Annotated in this window: 17 protein-coding genes; 10 read left to right on the plus strand and 7 right to left on the minus strand. The window is 72.6% G+C overall.

Translation table 11 applies throughout. From position 1 onward, the window contains the following. Positions 1-165: 165 nt before the first annotated feature. The 3 genes from ACFYW8_RS27345 to rpmB all read right to left on the minus strand — a co-directional run bounded on the left by ACFYW8_RS27345 (position 166) and on the right by rpmB (position 4,965). Complete coding sequence (locus ACFYW8_RS27345; protein ID WP_389081577.1) at positions 166-1,389, minus strand: FAD-dependent monooxygenase; 1,224 nt, start codon at positions 1,387-1,389, stop codon at positions 166-168. A gap of 35 nt (positions 1,390-1,424) precedes the next feature. Next, the gene (locus ACFYW8_RS27350) at positions 1,425-4,562 is read right to left on the minus strand and encodes a BTAD domain-containing putative transcriptional regulator (protein WP_389081582.1); all 3,138 of its coding nucleotides are present in this window, start codon (positions 4,560-4,562) and stop codon (positions 1,425-1,427) included. A 217-nt stretch (positions 4,563-4,779) separates the two neighbouring features. Beyond that, positions 4,780-4,965: a 50S ribosomal protein L28 gene (rpmB, locus tag ACFYW8_RS27355; RefSeq protein WP_261708252.1), complete on the minus strand. Its 186-nt coding sequence runs from the start codon at positions 4,963-4,965 to the stop codon at positions 4,780-4,782. Positions 4,966-5,223: 258 nt separating this feature from the next. On the opposite strand from rpmB, the gene ACFYW8_RS27360 reads away from it, so the two are divergent. Beyond that, positions 5,224-7,182: a DAK2 domain-containing protein gene (locus tag ACFYW8_RS27360; RefSeq protein WP_389081590.1), complete on the plus strand. Its 1,959-nt coding sequence runs from the start codon at positions 5,224-5,226 to the stop codon at positions 7,180-7,182. Positions 7,183-7,212: 30 nt separating this feature from the next. On the opposite strand, the gene ACFYW8_RS27365 is transcribed toward ACFYW8_RS27360, so the two are convergent. Beyond that, positions 7,213-8,139, minus strand: coding sequence for a DMT family transporter (locus tag ACFYW8_RS27365; RefSeq protein ID WP_389081595.1), 927 nt, complete (start codon positions 8,137-8,139; stop codon positions 7,213-7,215). 81 nt (positions 8,140-8,220) lie between these two features. Here ACFYW8_RS27365 and ACFYW8_RS27370 point away from each other — a divergent pair, with 81 nt between their 5' ends. Next, positions 8,221-9,162, plus strand: a complete 942-nt coding sequence (locus tag ACFYW8_RS27370; RefSeq protein ID WP_389081600.1) for a LysR family transcriptional regulator — start codon at positions 8,221-8,223, stop codon at positions 9,160-9,162. 120 nt (positions 9,163-9,282) lie between these two features. On the opposite strand, the gene ACFYW8_RS27375 is transcribed toward ACFYW8_RS27370, so the two are convergent. Together ACFYW8_RS27375 and ACFYW8_RS27380 are read right to left on the minus strand one after the other, a co-directional pair. Beyond that, the gene (locus ACFYW8_RS27375; RefSeq protein WP_389081605.1) at positions 9,283-12,597 is read right to left on the minus strand and encodes a tetratricopeptide repeat protein; all 3,315 of its coding nucleotides are present in this window, start codon (positions 12,595-12,597) and stop codon (positions 9,283-9,285) included. Beyond that, the gene (locus ACFYW8_RS27380) at positions 12,594-14,432 is read right to left on the minus strand and encodes an HSP90 family protein (protein WP_389081610.1); all 1,839 of its coding nucleotides are present in this window, start codon (positions 14,430-14,432) and stop codon (positions 12,594-12,596) included. Before ACFYW8_RS27380 ends, ACFYW8_RS27375 begins: the two co-directional genes overlap by 4 nt. 167 nt (positions 14,433-14,599) lie before the next feature. Between ACFYW8_RS27380 and recG the strand changes: the two genes are divergently transcribed. The 8 genes from recG (at position 14,600) to mutM (ending at position 22,209) form a co-directional block, all read left to right on the plus strand. Then, positions 14,600-16,816 carry an ATP-dependent DNA helicase RecG gene (gene recG / locus ACFYW8_RS27385; protein WP_389081616.1) on the plus strand — a complete coding sequence of 739 codons (2,217 nt, stop codon included), beginning with the start codon at positions 14,600-14,602 and terminating at the stop codon, positions 16,814-16,816. A gap of 68 nt (positions 16,817-16,884) precedes the next feature. Then, a complete protein-coding gene (gene rsmD / locus ACFYW8_RS27390) occupies positions 16,885-17,472 on the plus strand; it encodes a 16S rRNA (guanine(966)-N(2))-methyltransferase RsmD (RefSeq protein WP_365873209.1) in 588 nt (195 codons plus the stop codon). Between the two features lie 26 nt (positions 17,473-17,498). After that, a complete protein-coding gene (gene coaD / locus ACFYW8_RS27395; protein WP_261708304.1) occupies positions 17,499-17,978 on the plus strand; it encodes a pantetheine-phosphate adenylyltransferase in 480 nt (159 codons plus the stop codon). A 99-nt stretch (positions 17,979-18,077) separates the two neighbouring features. Further along, positions 18,078-19,160: an ATP synthase F0 subunit B gene (locus tag ACFYW8_RS27400; protein ID WP_365873211.1), complete on the plus strand. Its 1,083-nt coding sequence runs from the start codon at positions 18,078-18,080 to the stop codon at positions 19,158-19,160. Between the two features lie 176 nt (positions 19,161-19,336). Continuing rightward, positions 19,337-19,981 carry a DUF177 domain-containing protein gene (locus ACFYW8_RS27405; RefSeq protein ID WP_365873213.1) on the plus strand — a complete coding sequence of 215 codons (645 nt, stop codon included), beginning with the start codon at positions 19,337-19,339 and terminating at the stop codon, positions 19,979-19,981. A 2-nt stretch (positions 19,982-19,983) separates the two neighbouring features. Then, positions 19,984-20,157 (plus strand): 50S ribosomal protein L32, encoded by a 174-nt coding sequence (gene rpmF / locus ACFYW8_RS27410; protein ID WP_006139588.1) that lies wholly within the window; start codon positions 19,984-19,986, stop codon positions 20,155-20,157. Between the two features lie 19 nt (positions 20,158-20,176). Then, positions 20,177-21,034, plus strand: coding sequence for a ribonuclease III (rnc, locus tag ACFYW8_RS27415; protein WP_389081631.1), 858 nt, complete (start codon positions 20,177-20,179; stop codon positions 21,032-21,034). Positions 21,035-21,348: 314 nt separating this feature from the next. Continuing rightward, entirely contained in the window at positions 21,349-22,209 is an 861-nt protein-coding gene (gene mutM, locus ACFYW8_RS27420) for a bifunctional DNA-formamidopyrimidine glycosylase/DNA-(apurinic or apyrimidinic site) lyase (protein WP_389081636.1), read from the plus strand. A 30-nt stretch (positions 22,210-22,239) separates the two neighbouring features. Here mutM and ACFYW8_RS27425 read toward each other — a convergent pair whose 3' ends face one another. Continuing rightward, complete coding sequence (locus tag ACFYW8_RS27425; RefSeq protein WP_365873219.1) at positions 22,240-22,683, minus strand: helix-turn-helix domain-containing protein; 444 nt, start codon at positions 22,681-22,683, stop codon at positions 22,240-22,242. Positions 22,684-22,691: the final 8 nt, after the last annotated feature.

Here is a 22,691-nt window from a genome sequence, read left to right on the forward strand (position 1 = left end):
GCCCCGGGCCGTGGCCGAGTTGTCCGTGCCCCGGTTGACCGCTCGCGTGGGCCGGCCCGCAGAGGGGCCCGCCCGCAGGACCCGGCCCGCGGTTCACGGACGATGGTCGCGTTGTTCACGGACGCGGATGGCCCCGCGGTACAGGGACGCGGATGGTCCCGTTGTTCACGGGCGCGGATAGTCCCGCAGGTCGATGCCGGTCGCGGCCTTCTCGGTGAGTCTCTGGAAGAAGCCCGCGAGCGGTCGCGAGCTCAGGAGGCGGTACATGAGGTCACGGACGCGGATCCTGCGCTCGGTCGCCGGCGCGAAGAACGGGCCCGCGTTCCCGGAGATCTTCTGGCAGCCCCTGGCGAAGTCCCGGATCCGGTTCTCGTACTCGGCGAAAGCGGTGCGGTGGTCGCCGTCGGCCAGGGCCAGTTCACCGGCCAGGACGTACGCCGCCACGATCGCGACGCCGGTTCCCATGCCACCCATGGTGGCGCCGTACCCGGCGTCCCCGAGCAGCGCCACCCGCCCCTCGGTGAGCCGGTCGACCTGGATCTGGGCGATGGCGTCGAAGTACAGGTCGTCCGCACCCTCCAGGGCCTTCAGGACACGCGGGGCCTCCCAGCTCATCCCGGCGAACCGCTCGGCCAGGATCCGCTTCTGCGCGGCCGTGTCCCGCCGGTCGAACTCCAGTCTCTCCGACCGGAAGACGAGCAGCGCGCCCGAACGGTCCGGATCGCCGTCGTAGTTGCCGATGGCGACCGCCCGGCCCGGCTCGCTGTAGAGCCGGCCGACGCGGTCCAGGCCCAGGTGGTTCGGGACGCTGAAGGCCGCCACGTAGTGGTCCAGGAAGCGCAGGTGGCGGGATTCGCCGCCGAACACCAGGCGGCGGGTGAGGGAGTGCAGTCCGTCGGCGCCCACGACGAGGTCGAAGCGGCGGGGCGTGCCGCGCTCGAAGGTCACGTCGACGCCGTCGGGGGACTCGCCGAGTGTGGCGATCGATTCGCCGAAGACGTACTCGACCCGGTCCGAGGTGCGCTCGTAGATGATCCGGGCCAGGTCGCCGCGGAGGATCTCCACGTCGCCGCTCATCATCTCGGCCGGCAGCTCGACCCGCGGGGTGCCGTCGGCGTCGACGACGGTCTGCGGGCCCATGCGGGTCTGCCGGGCGTGGATCTCGTCCCAGATGCCCATCGAGGTCAGCACGGTGCGGTGCACCCGGCCCCGGAAGTCGACCGGGAACCCGCCCCCACGCAGATCGGGCGCCTTCTCGACGACGGTGACACGGGCGCCGTACCGCGCCAGGCCGAGGGCGAGTGCGGGCCCGGCGACTCCGGCGCCGGAGATGAGGACGTCGAGGTGCGCGAGCCTGCCGGTGCGGTTCTCCATCGGGTTCTTCGTCATGGCCAGGACCTTCGCCGTAGGCGCTTACCGTGCGCCTACCGTTCGCTGACCGCCGTCGCCCCGAGGCTCCGTCCCTTCCGGAAGGCCTTGTCGTACGCCTCCGCCGAGAGCTGACTTCTCACGCGGTCCCTCGTACGGACGATCTCGGGGTCGCCGTCGGCCGCGAAGCCCCGCAGGGCGAGGGCCGCGCCGAGCAGGACGGCAGCCTGTTCGGGAGCCCCGGCGACCGCGGCCGACGCCTCGGCCACGTCGGCGAGTTCGAGTCCGCCGCGCATCTCGCGGGCGAGGGCGCCGGCCCGGGCGAACCGGTCGCGGGCCTCGTCGGCCTGCCCCTCGGCGAGGGCGGTGCGGCCCAGTCCGATCAGGATCCGCACGGACTCGCCGACGCTGAACCAGTTCCGCGCGCACGTCTCCAGGGCGCTTTCGTAGTGCACGCGCGCGCGTGCCGTGTCCCCGTGGTGCCGGGCCGTGTCGCCGAGACCCCGGTGCGCGGCCGCGACCTTGTCCGGGGCTCCGGCGGTTCGGGCCAGGGAAGCGGCGCGCGTGTAGTGCGCGGCCGCTCCTTCGAGGTCCCCCAGATGCAGGAGGACGGTGGCCCGGCGCTGCAACAGGTCACCGGTCTCCTCCGACGCCGCGAGTTCCCGTACGTACGTCAGGGCCTCGTCGATGAGGGCCAGGGCCCGCCGGTGCTCGCCGCGCACGTCGGCCAGCAGCGCCAGCCAGTCGAGGCAGCCGGCCAGACCCCAGCGGCATCCGGTGGCCCGGAACCCGGTCAGTCCCCGGGTGAAGGCCGCTTCGGCGGCATCGGGGCGCCCCGCGAACAACTGCTGGAGGCCGTCGCCGAGTTCCAGCAGGGCCAGCCCCCAGGGGGCGTCACCGGCCTGGCGGCGCACATGGTCGTCGGTGACGTTCCGCGGTCCGTCCGCGACCGACCACATCACGAGGGCGAAGGGCAGCCGCAGGGGTCCGGCCAGGGTGGCGAGCAGGGCGGCGGCCCGCTCCAGGTGCCGCTGGGCGACGGGACCGCCGTCGCCGGAGACCGTATCGACCGTGTTGATCAGGCACAGGACGTACTCCTCGGTCATGCCCCGTGGAGGGGCCTCGCCGAGGGCCGCCAGCAGTTCGCGGGCGAGCGGCACCTGCTCGCCGTGCAGCCCGCGCAGACGCCAGAACCAGGACAGGGCGGCCATGAGGAGCAGGGCCCGTCGCGGGTCGGCGCGGACGAGGTGGCGCAGGGCCGCGTCCAGGTTTCCGCGCTCCGCGCTCAGCCGGGCCAGCCAGGGGAGTTGTCCACCACTTCGCAGACGCGGTTCCGCCTCCTCGGCCAGGACGAGGAAATACCGGGCGTGCGCGTCCCGAAGCAGGTCCTCCTCACCGGCCGACTCCAGGTGCTCGGCGGCGAACGCGCGGATGGTCTCCAGCATCCGGTAGCGCCCGTCGACGGCCTCCAGCAGTGACTTCTCCACCAGGGAGGCCAGCAGGTCCTCGGGATACGGCACGCCGCACACGGCCTCGACCGCGGCGAGGGTCGCGCCCCCGGAGAACACCGTCAGCCGCCGCGCCAGCCCGCGTTCCTCTTCGTCCAGCAGGTCCCAGCTCCACTCCACGACCGCCCGCAGTGTGCGATGCCTGGGCGCCTTGGTGCGGTCGCCCCGGGACAGTACGCGGAAGCGGTCGCCGAGGCGGTCGGCGAGTTCGTCCGGGGTGAGGGTGCGCAGCCGGGCGGCGGCCAGCTCGATGGCCAGCGGCAGCCCGTCGAGCGCGGCACAGATGCCGGCCACGCGCGCGTGTCCCGCGAAACCCGGCCGCACGGCCGCCGCCCGGTCGACGAAGAGCCGTACCGCGGCTTCCGGCGGCAGCGGCGGCACCGGGCAGAGCACCTCTCCCGTGATGCCCAGCGATTCCCGGCTGGTCGCGAGGATCCGCACGCCGGGGCAGGCGCCGAGCAGCAGCGCGGCCACCTGGGCCGCCTCCTCGACCAGGTGCTCGCAGTTGTCCAGCACCAGCAGCAGCTCACGGTCCTCCAGCGCGGCGAGGAGCCGTCGCGTGGTGTCGCTCGCAGGCGTACGGAGTCCCTCGCGGACACCGAGTGCGGTGAGGACGGCGTACGGGATCCGGGAGCCGTCGGTGAGGTCGGTCAGCTCGACGACGCAAACGTCCGCGTAAACGCTTGCGCAAGCGTTTACCTGGCTGTGGCTGTGGCTGTGGCTGCTGGTGCTGGTGCTGGTGCTGGTGCTGGTGCCGGAGCGGGTGCGGGTGCGGGTGCGGGTAATCGTTGCCCCGGCGCGGGCGCGGGCCGCCTCGATCGCGAGGCGGGTCTTTCCGGCTCCTCCCGGTCCGGTGAGCGTCACCAGACGGGCCCCGGCGAGGAGATCCCCGACGTGCCGGAGTTCGGCTTCGCGGCCGATGAAGCGGGTCAGCTGGGCCGGAAGGCGCCGCCGGGCGGGCTCCGCGCCCCGGAGCAGTTCACGGTGGAGCGCGGACAGTTCGGGCGACGGATCGGCGCCGAGTTCGGTGGCGAGCGTACGGCGGGCCTCCTCGTACACCGCGAGTGCCTCGGCGGGCCGCCCGTCGGCGTGCAGGGCCCGCATCAGCTGCCCGTAGAGCCGCTCGCCCAGTGGATGCGAGCCGATCAGCTCGCGCAGCTCCGGTACGAGTTCCGGGCCGCCGCCCACCGCGAGGTCGGCGTCGACGCGGTCCTGGAAGGCGGCGAGCCGCAGCTGGTCGAGGCGGGCGGCCTGGCCGTGCGCGTCCGGGAGGTCGGCGAGAGCGGGGCCCCGCCACAGGGCGAGCGCCTCCCGGAGAAGGCCGGCCGCAGCCACGTGATCGCCGCCTGTGAGGGCGGTGCGCCCCTCACCTGCCAGGCGCTCGAAACGGTGGGCGTCCACGGAGTCGGGGGAGACGAGCATGCGGTAACCGGCCGGCGTGGCCTCGATCTCCGGAGGGGTGCCGAGCCGTTTGCGCAGCCGGGAGATCTGGGACTGGAGGGCGTTGGCCGCCCCGGCCGGCGGTTCGGCGCCGTACAGGCCGTCGGTGAGCCGCCGGGTGGACACCGTCCGCCCCGCGTCGAGGAGGAGCAGGGTGAGCAGGGCGCGGGGCCGGGGTCCGCCGGGGTCCAGCGGGCCGCCGTCCTCGGTGCGGATGTCGAGGGGGCCCAGGATGCCGAAGCGCATTGGACAGATTCTGGCAGCGGGCGGAGTGCTCCTGCCAGGGGGAAGGGCGTCGCGTGAAGCCGCACGAAGCCTGTGAAGCCCCACGAAGTCACCTGAAACCCCGTGAGCGGGAGGTGGCGCAGGTGAGGGAACGAACGAGGGCGGCAAAAAACCCGCCCACCGTGAGGTGGACGGGCTCAGTGCAGACGTACCAGCAGTGGCCGCGCGCTAGCGGTTGTCAGCGCGTGACCTTGCCGGCCTTGATGCACGAGGTGCAAGCGTTCACGCGCTTCGGCGTCCCGCCGACCACGGTACGAACGCGCTGGATGTTGGGATTCCAGCGACGCGGCGTACGGCGGTGCGAAAAGGAGATGCTATTGCCGAAGCCCGGCCCCTTGCCGCAGACATCGCAGTTGGCAGCCACGGGTCACTCCAAAAACTTCAGATGCACTTACGGTTGATCCCGGCATGCCGAGAATCAAGATCTAGGATCTGAGTGGCGGTGCCAGGGGGATGGCCCGATCGGATCGGGCAACTGGAGCAGCATACAACGACTGCGTCCGGAGAACGAAACTACCATGACCGGCCGGTTGCCACTCCGCCCTCCTCAGGGCCCTCTACCGGCAGTAACCCTTTCTGGGTCTACGCTGCGTCCCACGTCCAGCAGCTCAAGGAGGCGCAGGTGCCGCAGGTGCCGCAGACATTCGATGCTCTCGCGGTGCGCACCTGGTGCGGGCTCGCGCTGGAGGCCCTCGGCCGCGCGCGCGAGGAGATCGACGCGATCAATGTCTACCCGGTTGCGGACGGCGACACCGGGACGAACCTGTATCTGACGGTGGAGTCGGCGGCGGCCGCGGTCGAGGCGGTGTTCGCGGGATACGAGGCGGTGACCGCCCGGGCGCCCGGGGCCGCCGGGGGGAACGGGGCCGCCGGAGGAGCCGGGACCACCGAAGGGCCGGGGGCGGCCGGAGGGTGTGGTGTCTCCCTCGCCGACGCCGCGCGGGCGATGGCGCACGGAGCCCTGATCGGGGCCCGGGGCAATTCCGGAACCATCCTCGCGCAGCTGCTGCGGGGCATGGCCCAGGTGCTCGCCGCCGAGGGTGAGACCGCTCACACCGACGGCCGGGGGATGGGCCTCGCCCTGCGGAACGCCGCCGACCTGGCCCGCCAGGCCGTCGCGCACCCTGTCGAGGGAACCGTCCTCACCGTCGCCTCGGCGGCCGCCGACGCGGTTTCCGGCGCCGAGGGGGACTGCGGCACGATCGCGTTCGCGGCCTACGAAGGAGCCAGCGCCGCGCTCACCGCGACCACCGGGCAGCTCGCCGTCCTGGAGCGCGCCGGTGTGGTCGACGCGGGCGGGCGGGGACTGGTGGCGGTGCTCGCGGCCCTGGTGGAGACGTTCACGGGCGAGGCGCCGAGGACGCTCGTGGGACCCGCCGGCCTCCACGAGCCGGGGAAGGAGACCGTTCCCGACGCCATGGGCGGGACCGGTACGGCCGGCATCCCGGCGTCCGGAACCGCCGACACCCTGGACGCCCGTCCCGGGGCCACCGGGACCACCCGGGCCACCGGCACGGGCCGATCCGCCGTGGGCGGGCGTCCCGGTCAGCGCGTGTACGGGGCCGACGGGCCGGCCGACGTGTCGGCGGCGCGGGACGGGACGGGCAGGGCCGACGCGGCCGACGTCTGTGCGGACAGGTCGGCGGAGGACGGACACCCCGCCTTCGAGGTGATCTACCTCCTGGAAGCGCAGGAGGCCGCGGTGGACCGTCTGCGGGACCGGCTCGACGGACTCGGCGACTCCCTCGTCGTGGTCGGCGGCGACGGCCTGTGGAACGTCCATGTGCACGTGGACGACGCGGGCGCGGCCGTCGAGGCGGGAGTCGAGGCGGGGCGGCCGCACCGGATCCGGATCACCCACTTCGGGCTCGGGGACGTGCACACCGGGGCCGGGGCCGGGCGTCCGCCGAGAGAACGGGCGCAGCGAGCCGTCGTGGCCGTCGTGCCCGGCGAGGGCCTCGCCGGGCTCTACACCGAGGCCGGGGCCACCACCGTGCTGGCCAGGCCCGGGGAGCCGCCCGCCAGCGGGGAGCTCGTGGAGGCCGTACGACGGGCCCACGCGCTCGAGGTGGTGCTGCTGCCCAACGACGCCGACCTGCGGCACACCGCGGCGGCAGCCGCCGAACAGGCCCGCGCCGAGGGCGTCCGGGTCGCCCTGATCCCGACCCGCTCCGCCGTGCAGGGCATCGCGGCGCTGGCCGTGCACGAAGCGGAACGCCGCTTCGACGAGGACGTCGTCGCGATGACCTCGGCGGCCGGCGCCACCCGCTACGCCGAGGTCGCCGTCGCCGAGCGGCAGTCCTGGACCATGGCCGGCATCTGCCAGGCCGGGGACGTCCTCGGCCTCATCGACGGCGATGTCGCCGTCATCGGCGCCGACCTCACCACCACGGCGGAGACCGTCCTCGACCGCATGCTCGCGGCGGGCGGTGAGATGGTCACCCTCGTCGTGGGCGACGAGGCTCCCGAGACCATCGCCGCGCACCTTGAGTCCCGGGTACGGGAGTCGTACCTCGCGGTCGACACCGTGGTGTACCGGGGCGGACGCCAGGGCGCGCTGCTGCTGATCGGGGTCGAGTAGCAGGCAGCGGGACGCCGCCCGCGCCGGCGTTCAGACGCTCGCGGGAACCGCGTCCCGCCGGGGGTGTTCCCCGGGTGCGACCGCCCGGTGGGCGCGTTCGACGGCCTGCCCCCAGTACGTTCCGGCGACCATGAGCACGGCACCGAGGGCGGTGAGGGCCGTGAGGTGTTCACCGCCCAGGCCGATGCCGACGGCGACGGCCCAGACCGGCTCGGTGCCCAGCAGCAGACTGGCCCGGCTGGCGGAACCGCGCTGCACCGCCCAGGTCTGGGCGAGGAAGGCGAACACGCTGCAGAACAGGGCGAGATGGAGAAGCTGCGCCCAGCCCGCGGCGTCGACCGTGCCCAGCGTCGGCAGGGTGCCGGCTACGGGCACCGCGAACAGGACGGTGCCGAGAGCCGTCTGGACGGCCGTGACGTGCAACGGCCGTACGGTGTGACGGGCCGTGAGCCGTCCCACGAGCGCCACGTGGGCCGCGCGGACCAGCGCGGCGGCGAGGATCAGCAGGTCACCGCTCCGGGGTGAGTGGAAACCGCTGCCGGACACCAGGAGCCCGACAGCCAGCAGGCACAGGCCGGTGGCGGCGAAGTAGCGAAGCGGCAGCCCCGCAGCGCCGGACGTGCGGTCCAGCAGTGGGGTGAGGACGACGGTGAGGCTGATGAGCAGTCCCGCGTTGGCCGCGCTGGTGTGCGCGACCCCGTACGTCTCCAGGACCAGGACCGCCGCCTGAGTGACCCCCAGCGCCGCCCCGACACGAAGCTCGTCTCGCGTACAGCGCCTGGTCCGGCGCCGGGCGGCCACGAGGGCGAAGCAGGCGACTGCCGAGATGCCGTACCGGGCGAACAGGACGAGCAGGACGGGGAGCGCCGAGGTGGCTGTCTTGGCGGCCAGATAACTGGAACCCCAGACGGCGGCGACGAGGAGGAGCACCGCGTCGGTGCTGCGGACTCTGGACACGTCCCACACGCTCCCCCACGCCGACCCTGAAGCCCAGAGCGAAGTTCTTCAGCGTCTTTTAAGCATCACTACAATGAGCGGATGAACGAGCGGCAGCTGCGGATCCTGCGTGAACTCGGTGAGCTGGGCAGTGTCACCGCCGTGGCGGAGGCGCTGCTGATGACCCCCTCGGCGATCTCCCAGCACCTGCGCCTGCTGCAACGCTCGATCCCCGTCCCGCTCACCGAACGCGACGGACGACGGCTGGTGCTGACGGACGCCGGGCGGGCGCTCGCGGGCGCGGCGATCGAGGTGGAGAGCGCCCTCGCCCGAGCGCGGCACTGCGTGGACGAGTTCGTCGACGAGCCGGCCGGGGACGTGTCGTTGGCCGCCTTCCACAGCGCGGGCGCCACCTTCTTCCCGATCCTCCTGCGCGGCCGGGGCCCGCGGGCCCCGCGGCTCTCGCTCGCCGACGAGGACGTGGCGCAGGACCACTTTCCCCGGCTGACGCGGGACTACGACCTCGTACTCGCGCATCACCTCGCGCACGCGCCGCCGTGGCCGCGGACCGTGACCGCCACCACGCTGCTGCGTGAACCGCTCGACGTCGCCATGCCGGCCGACCACCCGCTGGCCCGCGAAGAACGCCTGACGCCCCGTGATGTCGCGGACCGGCCCTGGATCACCGTGCACGACGGATTCCCGCTGATGGCCACCATCGACGCCATCGCGGCGGCCGCGAACCGACGGCTCGACATCGTCCACCGGATCAACGAGTTCGCGGTCGTCGCGGAGACCGTCGCCGCGGGCGGCGGGCTGGCCCTGATGCCCCGCTGGACCACGCGCCGGCATCCCGCCCTGGTCCTCAGACCACTCAGCGGGGTGCACGCCGTACGCCGCATCGACGTGCTCCACCGTCCCGAACGCGCGGCACGGAAGGCCGTCCGGACGGTGCTCGACGAACTGCGCCGTGCGGCGGAGGCGATCCGGGGTGGCGACGACGCCGATTCCGAGGCCTCGGGCACCTCCGCCGGCCCGCCGTGAGACCCGGCGGGAGGTCCCCGGCCCCTGCGCGGCGCGTACGCGCCCGGTTCCCCGCGAACGAACCGCCGCGCGGCACCCCCGGCCGGCCTCACGCGGACCCGGCCGTCAGGGGCGGCGTGCTCAGGCCTCGCCGGCCCTCTCCACGAGCGTGAGCATCTTCTCGGCCTCGGCCCGCCGGGCCCCGGCGACCTCCCCGTCCAGCCGCGCGCACGCGGCGAGGACCAGCTGCGCGCGTGCCGTGGCGGACTCGTGCCGCCCCAGGTCGGCCTCCAGCCGGCCGGCCGCCAACTCGGCGCCGGTCCGGGCGTCGAGCAGGGCGTCCCCGAGGGAGGCGAACACGGCGATCGCCCGGGTGAGGTGCCCGAGGGCCTCCTCGAACGCTTCCCGCGAGACGCCCGCCTCCGCGTCGTTCGGCACGGAACGGGCCACCAGATCCCCGAACTGACGGTGGGTGTGCCCGAGTTCGGCGACGATCCTGCGGCGCGCCTGTTCGTCTTCGAGCCCGTGGTCGGCCCCGGCCTGGATGTCGGTCCCGGCTTCGATGCCGGCCTCGGCTTCAATGTCGGCCCCGGCTTCGATTCCGGCCCCGGATCCGGAGTCGGTTTCTGCTTCGGTTTCTGCTCCGGTCTCGGGTTCCGCTCCGGTCTCGGGTTCCGCTTCGGCCGCCGATCCGGGTTCCGTCCCGGTCCCCGTCCCGAGGCGGGCCGCGGATTCGGCCCCGGTCCCGACGGCGGTACGCGTTTCGTCCCCGCCGACGGTCCCGGTCCCGGCCTCGCGTGAGTCGTCCGGCACGCCCGCGTGTCCCGCCTCCGGCGAGACCGGCGCAGCCGCCCAGTTCTCCACCGCGGACCTGCACTCCTGGACCGCCGCTCCCATCAGCTCCCGCGCCCCGTCGAGCCTCCCGTCCAGCCAGGCCGTGCCCCACGCGCGTGCCCGGAGCGTCCGGACCAGCCCGTGGACGTCGCCCAGCTCGCGCCAGAGGTCGCTCGCACGGGCGTACGCCTGATCCGCCTGGGCGGTCATCCCGGCGTGCCCGAGAGCCTCGGCCGCGAGGTGCGCGAGCGTCGCGTGGTCGCGCTGCTCTGGCCAGTGCCGCGCGATGTCCGCGGCGCGCAGCCAGTGCTCGGCGGCCTCGCGGTGTCCGCCGAGCTCGGTGAGACAGTCGCCGAGCCACCAGCGCGTCTGCACGATCGCGCCGTCGCCGTGCATCTCGCCGGTCAGGTCCGGCAGCGCCGACTCCAGGACCTCGGCGGCCTCCGCCCATCGTCCCCGGCGGAGCAGGAAACCACCGAGCTGGTGGCGTGCCCAGGCCCCGAACGTGGCGGCCTCGCCCGCCTCGTCGGCCCAGTGCGCGGCCTCCAGGGCATGCTCCGAAGCGGGGCCGAACCGCCCGGTCGCGGCGAGTATCTCGGCGAGCCGGAGATGCAGCTGGGCGTGGCCCGCCGGCTCCAGGTGCGAACCTCCGTGGTCCAGCGCCGCGCGCGTCGCCCGCTCCGCCGTCTCCGTGTCGCCGAGGTGCATCGCGATCCCGGCGAGCCGGGAGTCGTACTCGACGGCGAACCACGGCAGCCCCGCCGCCACGAACCCCTCGACGGCCCGCGTGAGGAACTCGGCGGCCCCTTCGGCGTCATTCGCGCGGGCCGCGAGCTCGCCGAGCATCGCGTACGCCTCGGCGGCCCGCGACGCCAGCGCCACATCGTCCCCGGCGTGCGGCTCCGCGAGAGCCAGCAACTCCCGCGCGGCCTCCTCCGCGGCGACCATGACATCGCCCTCGGAGCCGGAGCCGGAGCCGGCGGGCGGCTGTCCGTCCTCGGGACCGGCCTCCAGCTCGTCCACCCGATGCAGCAGCGTCCGCGCCCGCCCCACCAGCACGGACGCCGTCTGCGACACCTCCGTCCCGCCCTCCGCGAAGAGCGCCAGCACCTGCTCGCGCAGCTCCGCGACGATGTCCAGGGACTCCGCGGCCCCGCCGGACAGCGCCTGGACGTACGCGGCACGGGAACGGGCCGCCAGCGCCTCGCCCGGGTCGCCCGCCTCGGCGTACAGCTCGGCGGCCCGGTGGAAGAGTCCGGCGCCCTGCGGCCCGCGGCCCATCGCCGCGTGATCGGCGATCTCCGCGCGGTCGCGGACCTCCAGCTCCTGGCCCTCGGCGGCGCGCGAGACCGCCGCCCATGCCTCCACCGCGTCCGGGTTCCGCCGCGCCGAGAGCCGTCGGGCCTCGGCGAGCAGCGCGTCCAGGCCCGGTTCGGCGGCCTCGGCCCCGGCCTGCGGCAGGGGAGCGGCCACCGGAGCCGACGGGTGAGGTCCGGTGCCTGCTGGGCGCGCGGAGCGCACGCCCAGCGGCAGCCGGTCGACGAGGGCGGGCTGGTCCATGCGCGCGAGGGCCCGCTCGCTGACGTACGAAGTGCCGTTGCGGGCGTCGAACCGCGCGGCCAGCGCGAGCGCCTCCCCGCGCGCGTGCACGGCGAGTTCCGCCGCCGTCCACACCCGCCCGGCCGGCCCGGGAACCGGCTGCCCGCCGAGTCCGCGGGAGGTCAGGCGGTCCATGGTGAGCGCCACCACCGCCATGAAGCCCAGCTTGCTTCGCGGGTCCCCGGAGTCCGTGAAGTAGGCCGGGCGCTCCGCGAGCAGTTCCAGGGCGCGCGCCTCGTTGCCGGTGAGGGCGCAGAACTCCACATGGTCCGCGTACGCGGACCGCATGCTCTCCATGGCCCGCACCAGCCGGAAGCCACGCAGATGATGGGCGCGCGCCTCGTCGACGCGCCCGAGGCGCAGCAGCGGCAGCAGGGAGGACGCGAGGACGGTGTGCGGCTCGTGGGCGCAGGTGTACTCGCCCTCCAGCACCGGCGCCCACAGCTCCAGCGCCTCAGGGTCCGCACCGCGCACCGCCCGCCACGACCCCTGCCCGTGCAGCTCGCACGCGTGGCAGTCGGCCATGGAGTCGCGGTCCGCGGCCATCCAGGCGGTGTACGCCCGCTCGGCGCGCTCCAGGTCGCCCAGGTGGGCGGCGACGCTGAACTCGGCGCTGCGCACGGCCCGTTCGGAGTGCCCGGCGAGGCGGTAGCGCCGCTCCATCTCGCCGAGCCACTTCTCTATGGAGGCGAGCGGAACGTGCGGCTGGTTGAGCATGCCCGCCGACATCCACTTGAAGACCCAGTGCAGCGAGTGGATCTCGAACTCGTCGAAGTCCTCGGGGTGTTCGTCCCACATGCGCAGCAGGCGCGCGAAGGGGACGAACATCTTGCCCTTCTCGGAGCTGTAGTTGTAGACCTTCAGCTGGTGTCCGAGCGCCTCGATGACGGCGAGCGGGATGTGCAGCCGCTCGGCCTCCACGAGCAGTTGCTCCGCGCGCGCGTTGCGGCCGGGCCCCTCCGGCTGTTCGTAGTTGTCCGCCATCGCCCGGCGCAGTGTGTCGAAGTCCATGGCCGGGTTCATCGGCGGTCGTCCTTTCCGGGGTCGGTGTGGGTGGCCCACTCCAGGAGGCCGATGAAGGCGCGGTTGAGGAGCGCCGAGTCCGCGGGCCGCAGCGGGCGCTGGGCCATCAGCAGGGCCTGACCGTAGAGGGACTCGGTGGCGGTGCCGATCAGGTCCGGCTCACCGAGCGAACTGATCCTGCGGATCAGCGGGTTGAGGTGATTGAGGACCAGACGCGCGCGCGGGGCGCTGCCGCGCAGCGAGCCGAGAATGCCCGCCCACAGGTCGTCGGCATGTTCCTCGGCCTCCGCGCGGGCCTGCTCGTGGCGGGCCGCCCGGTCGTCCAGATGCAGGGCGGGCACCGACATGGGGTGGAAGGCGCGCAGGACCACGTCGCAGTTCAGCGGGTCGAGTCTGGCCCGCGCGACCCCGAGGAAGGCCGACAGGGCCAGTTCCTCGGCCGGGTCCACCGCGTCCAGGTGAGCCGTCACGGTGTCCGCGTCCAGCTCCGAGACGACCGTACCCGGGCGCACGCCCGGCAACGCCTCGATCAGCTCGCTGTCGTACGTGTAGCCGCCGTTGACGACCCCGACGCCCTGCGCGGAGGCGATCGGCGCGACCTGCCGGTACTCCTCCACGGTCCGCGTGAAGTGCACCACCGGGTGCCGCTGCGCGAACTCCTCCAGGGACAGCCGTCCGTCGGTCGTCTCGAAGGGCAGCCACGGCAGCATCGTGCGCAGCATCTCCGCGTCGTGCCGCGCCAGCGACTTCACACCCAGGTGGTGCACCGACAGGAACGCCGCCAGCCGCTCCGGATCGCCGGCCGCGAGCCCCGTCAGCCAGGACCGGATGCGCTCGCCCAGCGCCTCCCGTACGGCGGCGAGGGTCTCGTCCTCGTACAGCGACTCACGTGACGCGGTGGGCCGCAGACTGTCCGTGTCGAGGACGCAGCGCACGAAGAACGCCCAGTCGGGCAGCAGCTGTTCGGCCCGCTCGGTGAGCAGCATGCCCTTCAGGTGCACGCGGTGGCTCGCGCGCTGGGCGGGGCTGACCGCCGACGGCAGCACGTAGGCCACGCCCCGGATCCCGGCGACCGGCACGTCCAGGTCGATCGAGTCCAGCGGAGTGAACCCGAACAGCTCGTTGCAGTGCCGGGCCAGGGCGACCCTCCGGGTCGCGGGACTCGGATAGGGCCGGTCCCAGGGCGCGGGAAGGTCCGCGATCGGCTCGTCGCCGACCCGCACGTCGTACGGCAGCAGTGCCCCGAAGTCGCGTGCCAGCGATCGGACCCGCTCCTCGCTCAGCCACTCGCCGGCCCCGGCGCGGGCCACCAGGTGCACGGTGGTTCCCGGCTCGGTGCGCGCCTCCTGCGGCAGGGTGCGCACGGTGTACGAGCCGTCGTCGGCCGCCGTCCACTCGACGGGCGCCGCGTCGGGCGTCCGGGCGCTGCGGCTGACGACCCGGATGCGCTCGGCCACGACGAAACACGCCAGCAAGCCGATGCCGAACTGGCCGAGGAAGTCCGAACGCGCCGACTCCAGGCCGTCGTTCCGCTTGGAGCTGCGGCCGATCGTCGCCAGCAGGCTGTGCACGTCGGACTCGGTGAGCCCGACGCCGGAGTCCTCCACCCGCAGGGTGCCGCCCTCGGCGTACAGGCGCACCGTGGCGGGGGCGTCCGGCTGCTCGGCGCGCCGCGCGGTGATCGCGTCGACGGCGTTCTGCAGCAGTTCGCGCAGATAGACCTTGGGGCTGGAGTAGAGGTGATGGGAGAGGAGGTCGACCAGACCGCGCAGGTCGACCTGGAACGTATGAGGAGACGGGGAGGCCTGGGACGGCTGTGAGGTCTGGGAGTCCATCGTCGCTGCGCCGGTGGGTGGGGGGACGTGCGACGGCGCGGGGTCGGGCGGTCCCGGGGGACGGTGACCGCGAAGAGGGCCGGAGCGCGTCATCCTAGGCCCGGAACGAGCCGTCTGACCAGCGGATTTCCGGGACGTATACGGCGATGTCAGTGACGTGGTGTGCAATGGATCTCGTGCCCGTGCTCGAAGAACCACTGAAGAAGGCGCTCGGTCCCGCCACCGCGAAGGTGATGGCCGAGCACCTCGGCCTGCACACCGTCGGCGACCTGCTGCACCACTACCCCCGCAGATACGAGGAGCGCGGGCAGCTCACCCACCTCGCCGACCTGCCGCTGGACGAGCACGTGACCGTGGTCGCCCAGGTCGCCGACGCGCGCCTGGCCACCTTCGCCTCGTCCAAGGCGCCCCGCGGCAAGGGTCAGCGCCTCGAAGTCACCATCACGGACGGCAGCGGCCGCCTCCAGCTGGTCTTCTTCGGGCACGGCGTGCACAAGCCCCACAAGGACCTGCTGCCGGGCACCCGCGCGATGTTCTCCGGCAAGGTGTCCGTCTTCAACCGCCGTCTCCAGCTCGCCCACCCGGCGTACGAACTGCTGCGCGGCGACGGCGACGAGGCCGTGGAGAGCGTCGACAGCTGGGCGGGCGCCCTCATCCCGATCTACCCGGCCACCGCCAAGCTGGAGTCCTGGAAGATCGCCAAGTCCGTGCAGACGGTGCTGCCGAGCGCCCAGGAAGCGGTCGACCCCCTCCCGGACTCGCTGCGGGACGGCCGCGGCCTGGTCACCCTCCCCGAGGCCCTCCTCAAGATCCACCGCCCGCACACCAAGGCCGACATCCACGACGCCCGCGCCCGCCTCAAGTGGGACGAGGCGTTCGTCCTCCAGGTCGCCCTGGCCCGCCGCCGCCATGCCGACGCCCAGCTCCCGGCCGTCGCCCGCGTCCCCGCACCGGACGGCCTGCTGACCGCCTTCGACGCCAAACTGCCCTTCACCCTCACCGACGGCCAGCGGAAGGTCTCCAAGGAGATCTTCGACGGCCTCGCCACCGAACACCCGATGCACCGGCTCCTCCAGGGGGAGGTGGGGTCGGGTAAGACGATGGTGGCCCTGCGCGCCATGCTCGCCGTCGTCGACGCGGGCGGGCAGGCCGCGATGCTCGCTCCCACCGAGGTGCTCGCCCAGCAGCACCACCGGTCGGTCACCGAGATGATGGGCGAGCTGGCCGAGGGCGGCATGCTCGGCGGGGCCGAGCACTCCACGAAGGTCGTGCTGCTCACCGGCTCCATGGGAGCGGCCGGCCGCCGGAAGGCGCTGCTCGACCTGGTCACCGGCGAGGCCGGGATCGTCATCGGCACGCACGCGCTGATCGAGGACAAGGTGCAGTTCCACGACCTGGGCCTGGTCGTGGTCGACGAGCAGCACCGCTTCGGCGTCGAGCAGCGCGACGCCCTGCGCGGCAAGGGCAAGCAGCCCCCGCACCTCCTGGTGATGACCGCCACGCCCATCCCGCGCACGGTCGCGATGACCGTCTTCGGCGACCTGGAGACCTCCGTCCTCGACCAGCTTCCCGCCGGGCGCTCCCCGATCGTCAGCCATGTCGTCCCGGCCGCGGACAAACCGCACTTCCTCACGCGCGCGTGGGAGCGCGTGCGCGAGGAAGTGGAGAACGGCCATCAGGCGTACGTCGTCTGCCCCCGCATCGGTGACGAGGACGACGACCCGAAGAAGGGCGCCAAGAAGAAGACCCCCGAGGACGACGCGGAGAAGCGCCCGCCGCTGGCCGTCCTCGACGTCGCGGCCCAGCTCGCCAAGGGCCCCCTCCAGGGCCTCAAGGTCGAAGTCCTGCACGGCCGGATGCACCCGGACGACAAGGACGCCGTCATGCGCCGCTTCGCCGCGGGTGAGACGGACGTCCTGGTCGCCACGACGGTGATCGAGGTCGGGGTGAACGTGCCGAACGCCACCGCGATGGTGATCATGGACGCCGACCGGTTCGGTGTCTCCCAGCTCCACCAGCTGCGTGGCCGCGTCGGCCGTGGCTCGGCGGCCGGGCTGTGCCTGCTGGTCTCCGAGATGCCGGAGGCGAGCCCGGCGCGTCAGCGGCTGAACGCGGTGGCCTCGACCCTGGACGGCTTCGAGCTCTCCCGCATCGACCTCGAACAGCGCCGCGAGGGCGACGTCCTCGGCCAGGCCCAGTCCGGCGTCCGCTCCTCCCTGCGCATGCTCGCCGTCATCGAGGACGAGGAGATCATCGCGGAGGCCCGCGAGGAGGCCACCGCGGTCGTCGCGGCCGACCCTGACCTCAAGGGCATCCCCGGCCTGCGCACCGCCCTGGACGCCCTGCTGGACGAGGAACGGGAGCAGTACCTGGACAAGGGCTGAGCGGCGGCGACCGGCCGACGGCTGAGAGACTGGGAGGAACCGACCCACCCCCAGCGCAAAGGACCCTCATGACCCGCGTGATCGCCGGCCGGGCCGGCGGACGCCGTCTGGCCGTCCCGCCGGGCACCGGCACCCGCCCCACCTCCGACCGGGCGCGCGAGGGCCTCTTCTCGACCTGGCAGTCCCTGCTCGGCGGCCCGCTGGAGGGTGAGCGCGTGCTGGACCTGTACGCGGGCTCGGGCGCCGTCGGCCTGGAGGCCCTCAGCCGCGGCGCCGGACACACCCTGCTCGTCGAGGCGGACGCCCGTGCGGCCAAGGTCATCCGAGACAACGTGAAGTCGCTCGGCCTGCCCGGCGCCGAGGTCAGGGCGGGCAAAGCGGAGCAGATCGTCCGGACGGCGGCGCCGGAGGCACCGTACGACCTGGTCTTCCTCGACCCTCCGTACGTCGTCCCGGACGACGATCTTCGGGAGATCCTGCTCACACTCCGGACCGGGGGCTGGCTCGCGGAGGATGCGCTCGTCACCGTGGAGCGCAGCACCAGAGGCGGTGAATTCGGCTGGCCGGACGGTTTCGAAGCCGTCAGGGCCCGTCGATACGGCGAGGGCACGTTTTGGTACGGTCGCGCCGCCTCTACGTGCGAAGACGCACGATGACCGGACCGGAGAGCGAGGGACCACTGTTGCGCCGCGCCGTCTGTCCGGGGTCATTCGACCCCATCACCAATGGACACCTCGACATCATCGCCCGAGCCTCCCCGCTCTACGACGTGGTGCACGTCGTGGTGATGATCAATCAGTCGAAGAAGGGCCTGTTCACGGTCGACGAGCGGATCGAGCTGATCCGCGAGGTCACGGCCGAGTTCGGCAACGTCCAGGTCGAGGCCTACCACGGCCTCCTCGTCGACTACTGCAAGCAGCGGGACATCCCGGCCATCGTCAAGGGCCTGCGCGCGGTCAGCGACTTCGACTACGAACTCCAGATGGCCCAGATGAACTACGGCCTCTCGGGCGTCGAGACCCTGTTCATCCCGACCAGCCCCACCTACAGCTTCCTGTCCTCCTCGCTGGTCAAGGAAGTCGCGAACTGGGGCGGCGACATCTCCCATCTGGTGCCGCCGGTGGTCCTGGCGGCCCTCAAGGAGCGGCTGGGCCAGGACTGAGTGACTGACAGTCCGTCACCCGGTGTCGGACGGTGCGGGAGTGGTCGTACAGTCGACCCGTCCGTCTCCATCACAGCTGTAGAGAGTGGCGAGCACACGGTGGACGTGCAGAAGAAGCTCGATGAGATCGTCGCGGCGGTCGGCAGTGCCCGTTCCATGCCCATGTCGGCCTCGTGCGTGGTCAACCGCGCCGACCTGCTGTCGATGCTGGAAGAGGTGCGCCAGGCGCTGCCCGGCTCCCTCGCCCAGGCGCAGGAGCTGATCGGCGGCCGCGAGGAGATGGTCGAGCGGGCCCGTCAGGAGGCCGAGCGGATCATCGAGACCGCGCACGCCGAGCGGGGCTCACTGATCTCCGACACCGAGGTCGCCCGCCGCTCGCAGAACGAGGCGGACCGCATCCTCGCAGAGGCCCGCCAGGAGGCCGAGGAGGTCCGCGCCGAGGCCGACGACTACGTCGACTCCAAGCTGGCCAACTTCGAGGTCGTCCTCACCAAGACCCTCGGCTCCGTCGGCCGCGGCCGCGAGAAGCTCCTCGGCACCGGCCCGGGGGTCGACGAGCAGGGATACGAGGACGAGGACGCCCCGGAGCGCAGTTACGACCCGGAGACCCTGCGCCGCAACGCCGACGAATACGTCGACGTCAAGCTCGGCGCCTTCGAGGCCGTCCTCGCCAAGACCCTGGAGGCCGTCGGCCACGGCCGGCAGAAGCTGCACGGCCGGATCGCCAGCGACGACCTCGGCGACCTGAGCGCCTTCGGGGAGGACGGAACGCCCGGCGCGCACACCAGCGACGCCGACTACCTGGCCGGCCTCGCGGAGCTCGCCGACGGCCCCGAGCGGCCCGCCCAGGCCCCGGAGCCCGCCGCCCAGCCGTCCTACGGGCAGCAGCAGGAGGCGTACGCCTACCAGCAGCAGGCCGACCCGTACGGCTACCAGCAGCAGTACGCCCAGCAGCAGGACGAGTACGGCTACCAGCAGGCCGACCCGTACGCCGCCTACCAGCAGCAGGGCTACGACCAGCAGCAGGCGTACGACCAGGGCCAGCAGCAGGTCTACGCCCAGCAGCAGGCCCATGCCATGGACCAGCAGAACCACGCCCTCGACGAGGCCAGCCTCTTCGACACCAGCATGATCAGCGCGGAGCAGCTGAGGGCGTACGAGCAGGGGCGCGGCGGTCACTGACCGCCGGGTCAGGAGGGGCGCGTACGGTCGGTCGAGACCGGCGGTACGGACCGGATTGGGCCGAGAGCGAAAGGTCCAGTATCCTGGCTCTTCGGTCGCGTGTACGTCCGCGATCCACGCTGCCCGCGGGACACCAAGGGCGGCGTTCCCCTTGAGTTCGAAGATCGAAAGCAGGAATGGCTCTGAACGCCCGCCTCGACCACCGCAATCCTCTCGTGTTCGACACACACGAGCTGGGGCGGCGTCCTGGCGCGCTCCAGCGCCTGACCCGCACGATCGACGCTCCCAAGGATCTGGGGATCCAGGGTGTCATCGGAGTGCCGGAAGACGCCCCGATGGAGCTCGTGCTCCGCCTGGAGTCGGTCATGGAAGGTGTGCTTGTCACAGGCACCGCCCGTGCATCGGCCAAGGGGGAGTGCGTAAGGTGTCTGGAGCCGCTCGAGCAGGTGCTCGCAGCGGATTTCCAGGAGATGTTCTCGTACCCTGACGCCGATGACCGGAGCCGCCCCAAGGCGGAGCCGGTCGACGACGCCGAGGACGACGAGGACACGCTCTTCCTCGAGGACGGCCTGTTCGACCTCGAACCCGTGCTGCGTGATGCGGTGGTGCTCGCACTGCCGATGCAGCCGGTGTGCCAGGACGACTGCCCCGGCCTGTGCTCCGAGTGTGGAGCGCGGCTCGCGGACGACCCGGAGCACCACCATGACGCCGTCGACATCCGTTGGGCGGCACTGCAGGGACTCGCCGGTTCACTCGAAGATGGCGAGAAGGACGAGTTGAGCGGCGCCGAACCTGGCGTCGACGAGAAGCAGGAGAAGTAGCCGTGGCTGTTCCGAAGCGGAAGATGTCGCGCAGCAACACGCGCCACCGCCGGTCGCAGTGGAAGGCTGCGGTCCCCACCCTGGTTGCGTGCGAGCGCTGCCACGAGCCGAAGCTGCAGCACATCGCGTGCCCGGCTTGCGGCACCTATAACAAGCGCCAGGTCCTCGAGGTCTGAGCGGCTGGTGAGAGGTCTGATGTCTGACGCCAAGGCGGATCCAACCGCCAAGAAAAAGGCGGACAACACAGCCTCGTCCCACACGCTTCTGGAAGGGCGGCTCGGCTACAAGCTCGAGTCCGCCCTTCTGGTGCGTGCGCTGACCCATCGTTCCTACGCGTACGAGAACGGCGGTCTGCCGACCAACGAGCGTCTGGAGTTCCTCGGGGACTCCGTACTGGGCCTCGTGGTCACGGACACGCTGTACCGCACCCACCCCGACCTGCCCGAAGGCCAGCTGGCCAAGTTGCGGGCCGCGGTGGTCAATTCTCGTGCGCTGGCGGAAGTGGGCCGCGGCCTCGAACTCGGCTCCTTCATCCGGCTCGGCCGGGGCGAGGAAGGCACGGGAGGCCGGGACAAGGCGTCCATCCTCGCCGACACCCTTGAAGCGGTGATCGGCGCTGTCTATCTCGACCAGGGACTGGAGGCGGCGGGCGAACTCGTCCACCGGCTCTTCGACCCGCTGATCGAGAAGTCCTCGAATCTTGGTGCCGGCCTGGACTGGAAGACCAGTCTCCAGGAGCTCACGGCGACCGAGGGGCTCGGAGTTCCCGAGTACCTGGTCTCGGAGACCGGCCCGGACCACGAGAAGGTCTTTACTGCTGCCGCCCGCGTCGGAGGCGTCTCGTACGGCACCGGCACCGGCCGCAGCAAGAAGGAGGCGGAGCAGCAGGCCGCGGAATCCGCGTGGCGTGCCATCCACTCCGCCGCGGACGAACGCGCGAAGTCGGCCCAGGCCGCCGAAAAGGCGGCTCGTGCCGCCCAGCAGGCGGCCCAGGACATCGAGGAGACCGCCGACGTCTCCTCGACGCCGACCACCGACACGGCCACGGCCTGAATCCTTCATGCACCTGAAGTACCTGCGGTACCCGTAGTACCCAGCAGCAGTACCAGCGGTACCGGACCCCGTCGCAGCGCTCCCGCGCCGCGGCGGGGTCCGCGCGTTGACACGGCCCGGCTCAGGCCCGGGCGGAGGCCGGCCGGGTCCGGGTCCGTGACGGAGGCGGGGTCCGGACCCGGGCGCGGGCGGGCCTCGACTCCTCGGCGGGCGCGTGCCGCTGGACCGGGACGAACCGCCCGCCGACGGCCGCCGGCGGGCGCGATGTACCCTTCCGGCATCATCCGCTCAGCCCGCCCCTCAGGAGGAGTCCCGTGCCCGAGCTGCCCGAAGTCGAAGTCGTGCGGCGGGGCTTGGAGCGCTGGGTCACCGGCCGGGTCGTGGAGTCGGTGGACGTACGGCATCCGCGGGCCGTGCGGCGGCACCTGGCTGGGTCCGACGACTTCGCGAAGGCGCTCGCCGGTCACCGGGTGGGGGAGGCGATGCGCCGCGGCAAGTACCTGTGGCTGCCGCTCGACGACTCGCCGTTCTCCGTGCTCGCGCACCTCGGCATGAGCGGCCAGCTGCTCGTGCAGCCGCAGGACGCCGCCGAGGAGAAGCACCTGCGCATCCGCATCCGCTTCGAGGACGACCGGGGCACCGAGCTGCGCTTCGTCGACCAGCGCACGTTCGGCGGGCTGTCGCTGCACGAGAACACCCCGGACGGCCTTCCCGACGTCATCGCGCACATCGCCCGTGACCCGCTCGACCCCCTCTTCGACGACGCCGCGTTCCACACCGCGCTGCGGGCCCGCCGCACGACGGTCAAACGCGCCCTGCTCGACCAGTCGCTGATCAGCGGCGTCGGGAACATCTACGCGGACGAGGCGCTCTGGCGCTCCAAGCTGCACTACGAACGCCCGACAGGAACCATGACCCGGCCGCGCACCGCGGAGCTCCTCGGTCACATCCGCGACGTCATGAACGACGCCCTCGCCGTCGGCGGCACCAGCTTCGACAGCCTGTACGTCAACGTCAACGGCGAGTCGGGCTACTTCGACCGCTCGCTCGACGCGTACGGGCGCGAAGGGGAGCCCTGTCACCGCTGCGGGACGCCGATCCGCCGGCGGGCCTGGATGAACCGCTCCAGCTACTTCTGCCCGCGCTGCCAGCGGGCACCCCGCCCAGCAGGCTGACACCCCGGGCGCCGCCTCCGGTCCGACCCGCTACGCCTCGCGGTGGGCCGCGCGGGTCTCGTCGTAGCGCCCGCGAGCCTCCAGGACGTCGTCCATGCGGCCCTCGACGAAGGTGATGAGGTCCAGCAGCCGCTCGGCGACCTCGCGACCCAGCGGCGTGAGGGTGTAGTCGACGCGCGGCGGGTTCGTGGGCCGCGCGTCGCGGTGCACCAGACCGTCGCGCTCCAGCGCGTGCAGGGTCTGGGAGAGCATCTTCTCGCTGACGCCGTCGACCCGGCGCCGCAGCTCGTTGAACCGGAACGTGCCGTCGTGGAGCGCCCCCAGCGTGAGCGAGCCCCAGCGGCCGGTGACGTTCTCCAGCGTGCCCCGGGACGGGCAGCCGCGGGCGAACACGTCGTACGCGAGGTCCTTGCCGCCGCACACGGTGCTCTCGTCACTTCCGGCGCGTTCCGTGATCTGACCGGACGATTCCATTCGACCAG

The organism is Streptomyces sp. NPDC002742, assembly GCF_042888885.1.
In the GTDB taxonomy this organism is placed as follows: Bacteria; Actinomycetota; Actinomycetes; order Streptomycetales; family Streptomycetaceae; genus Streptomyces.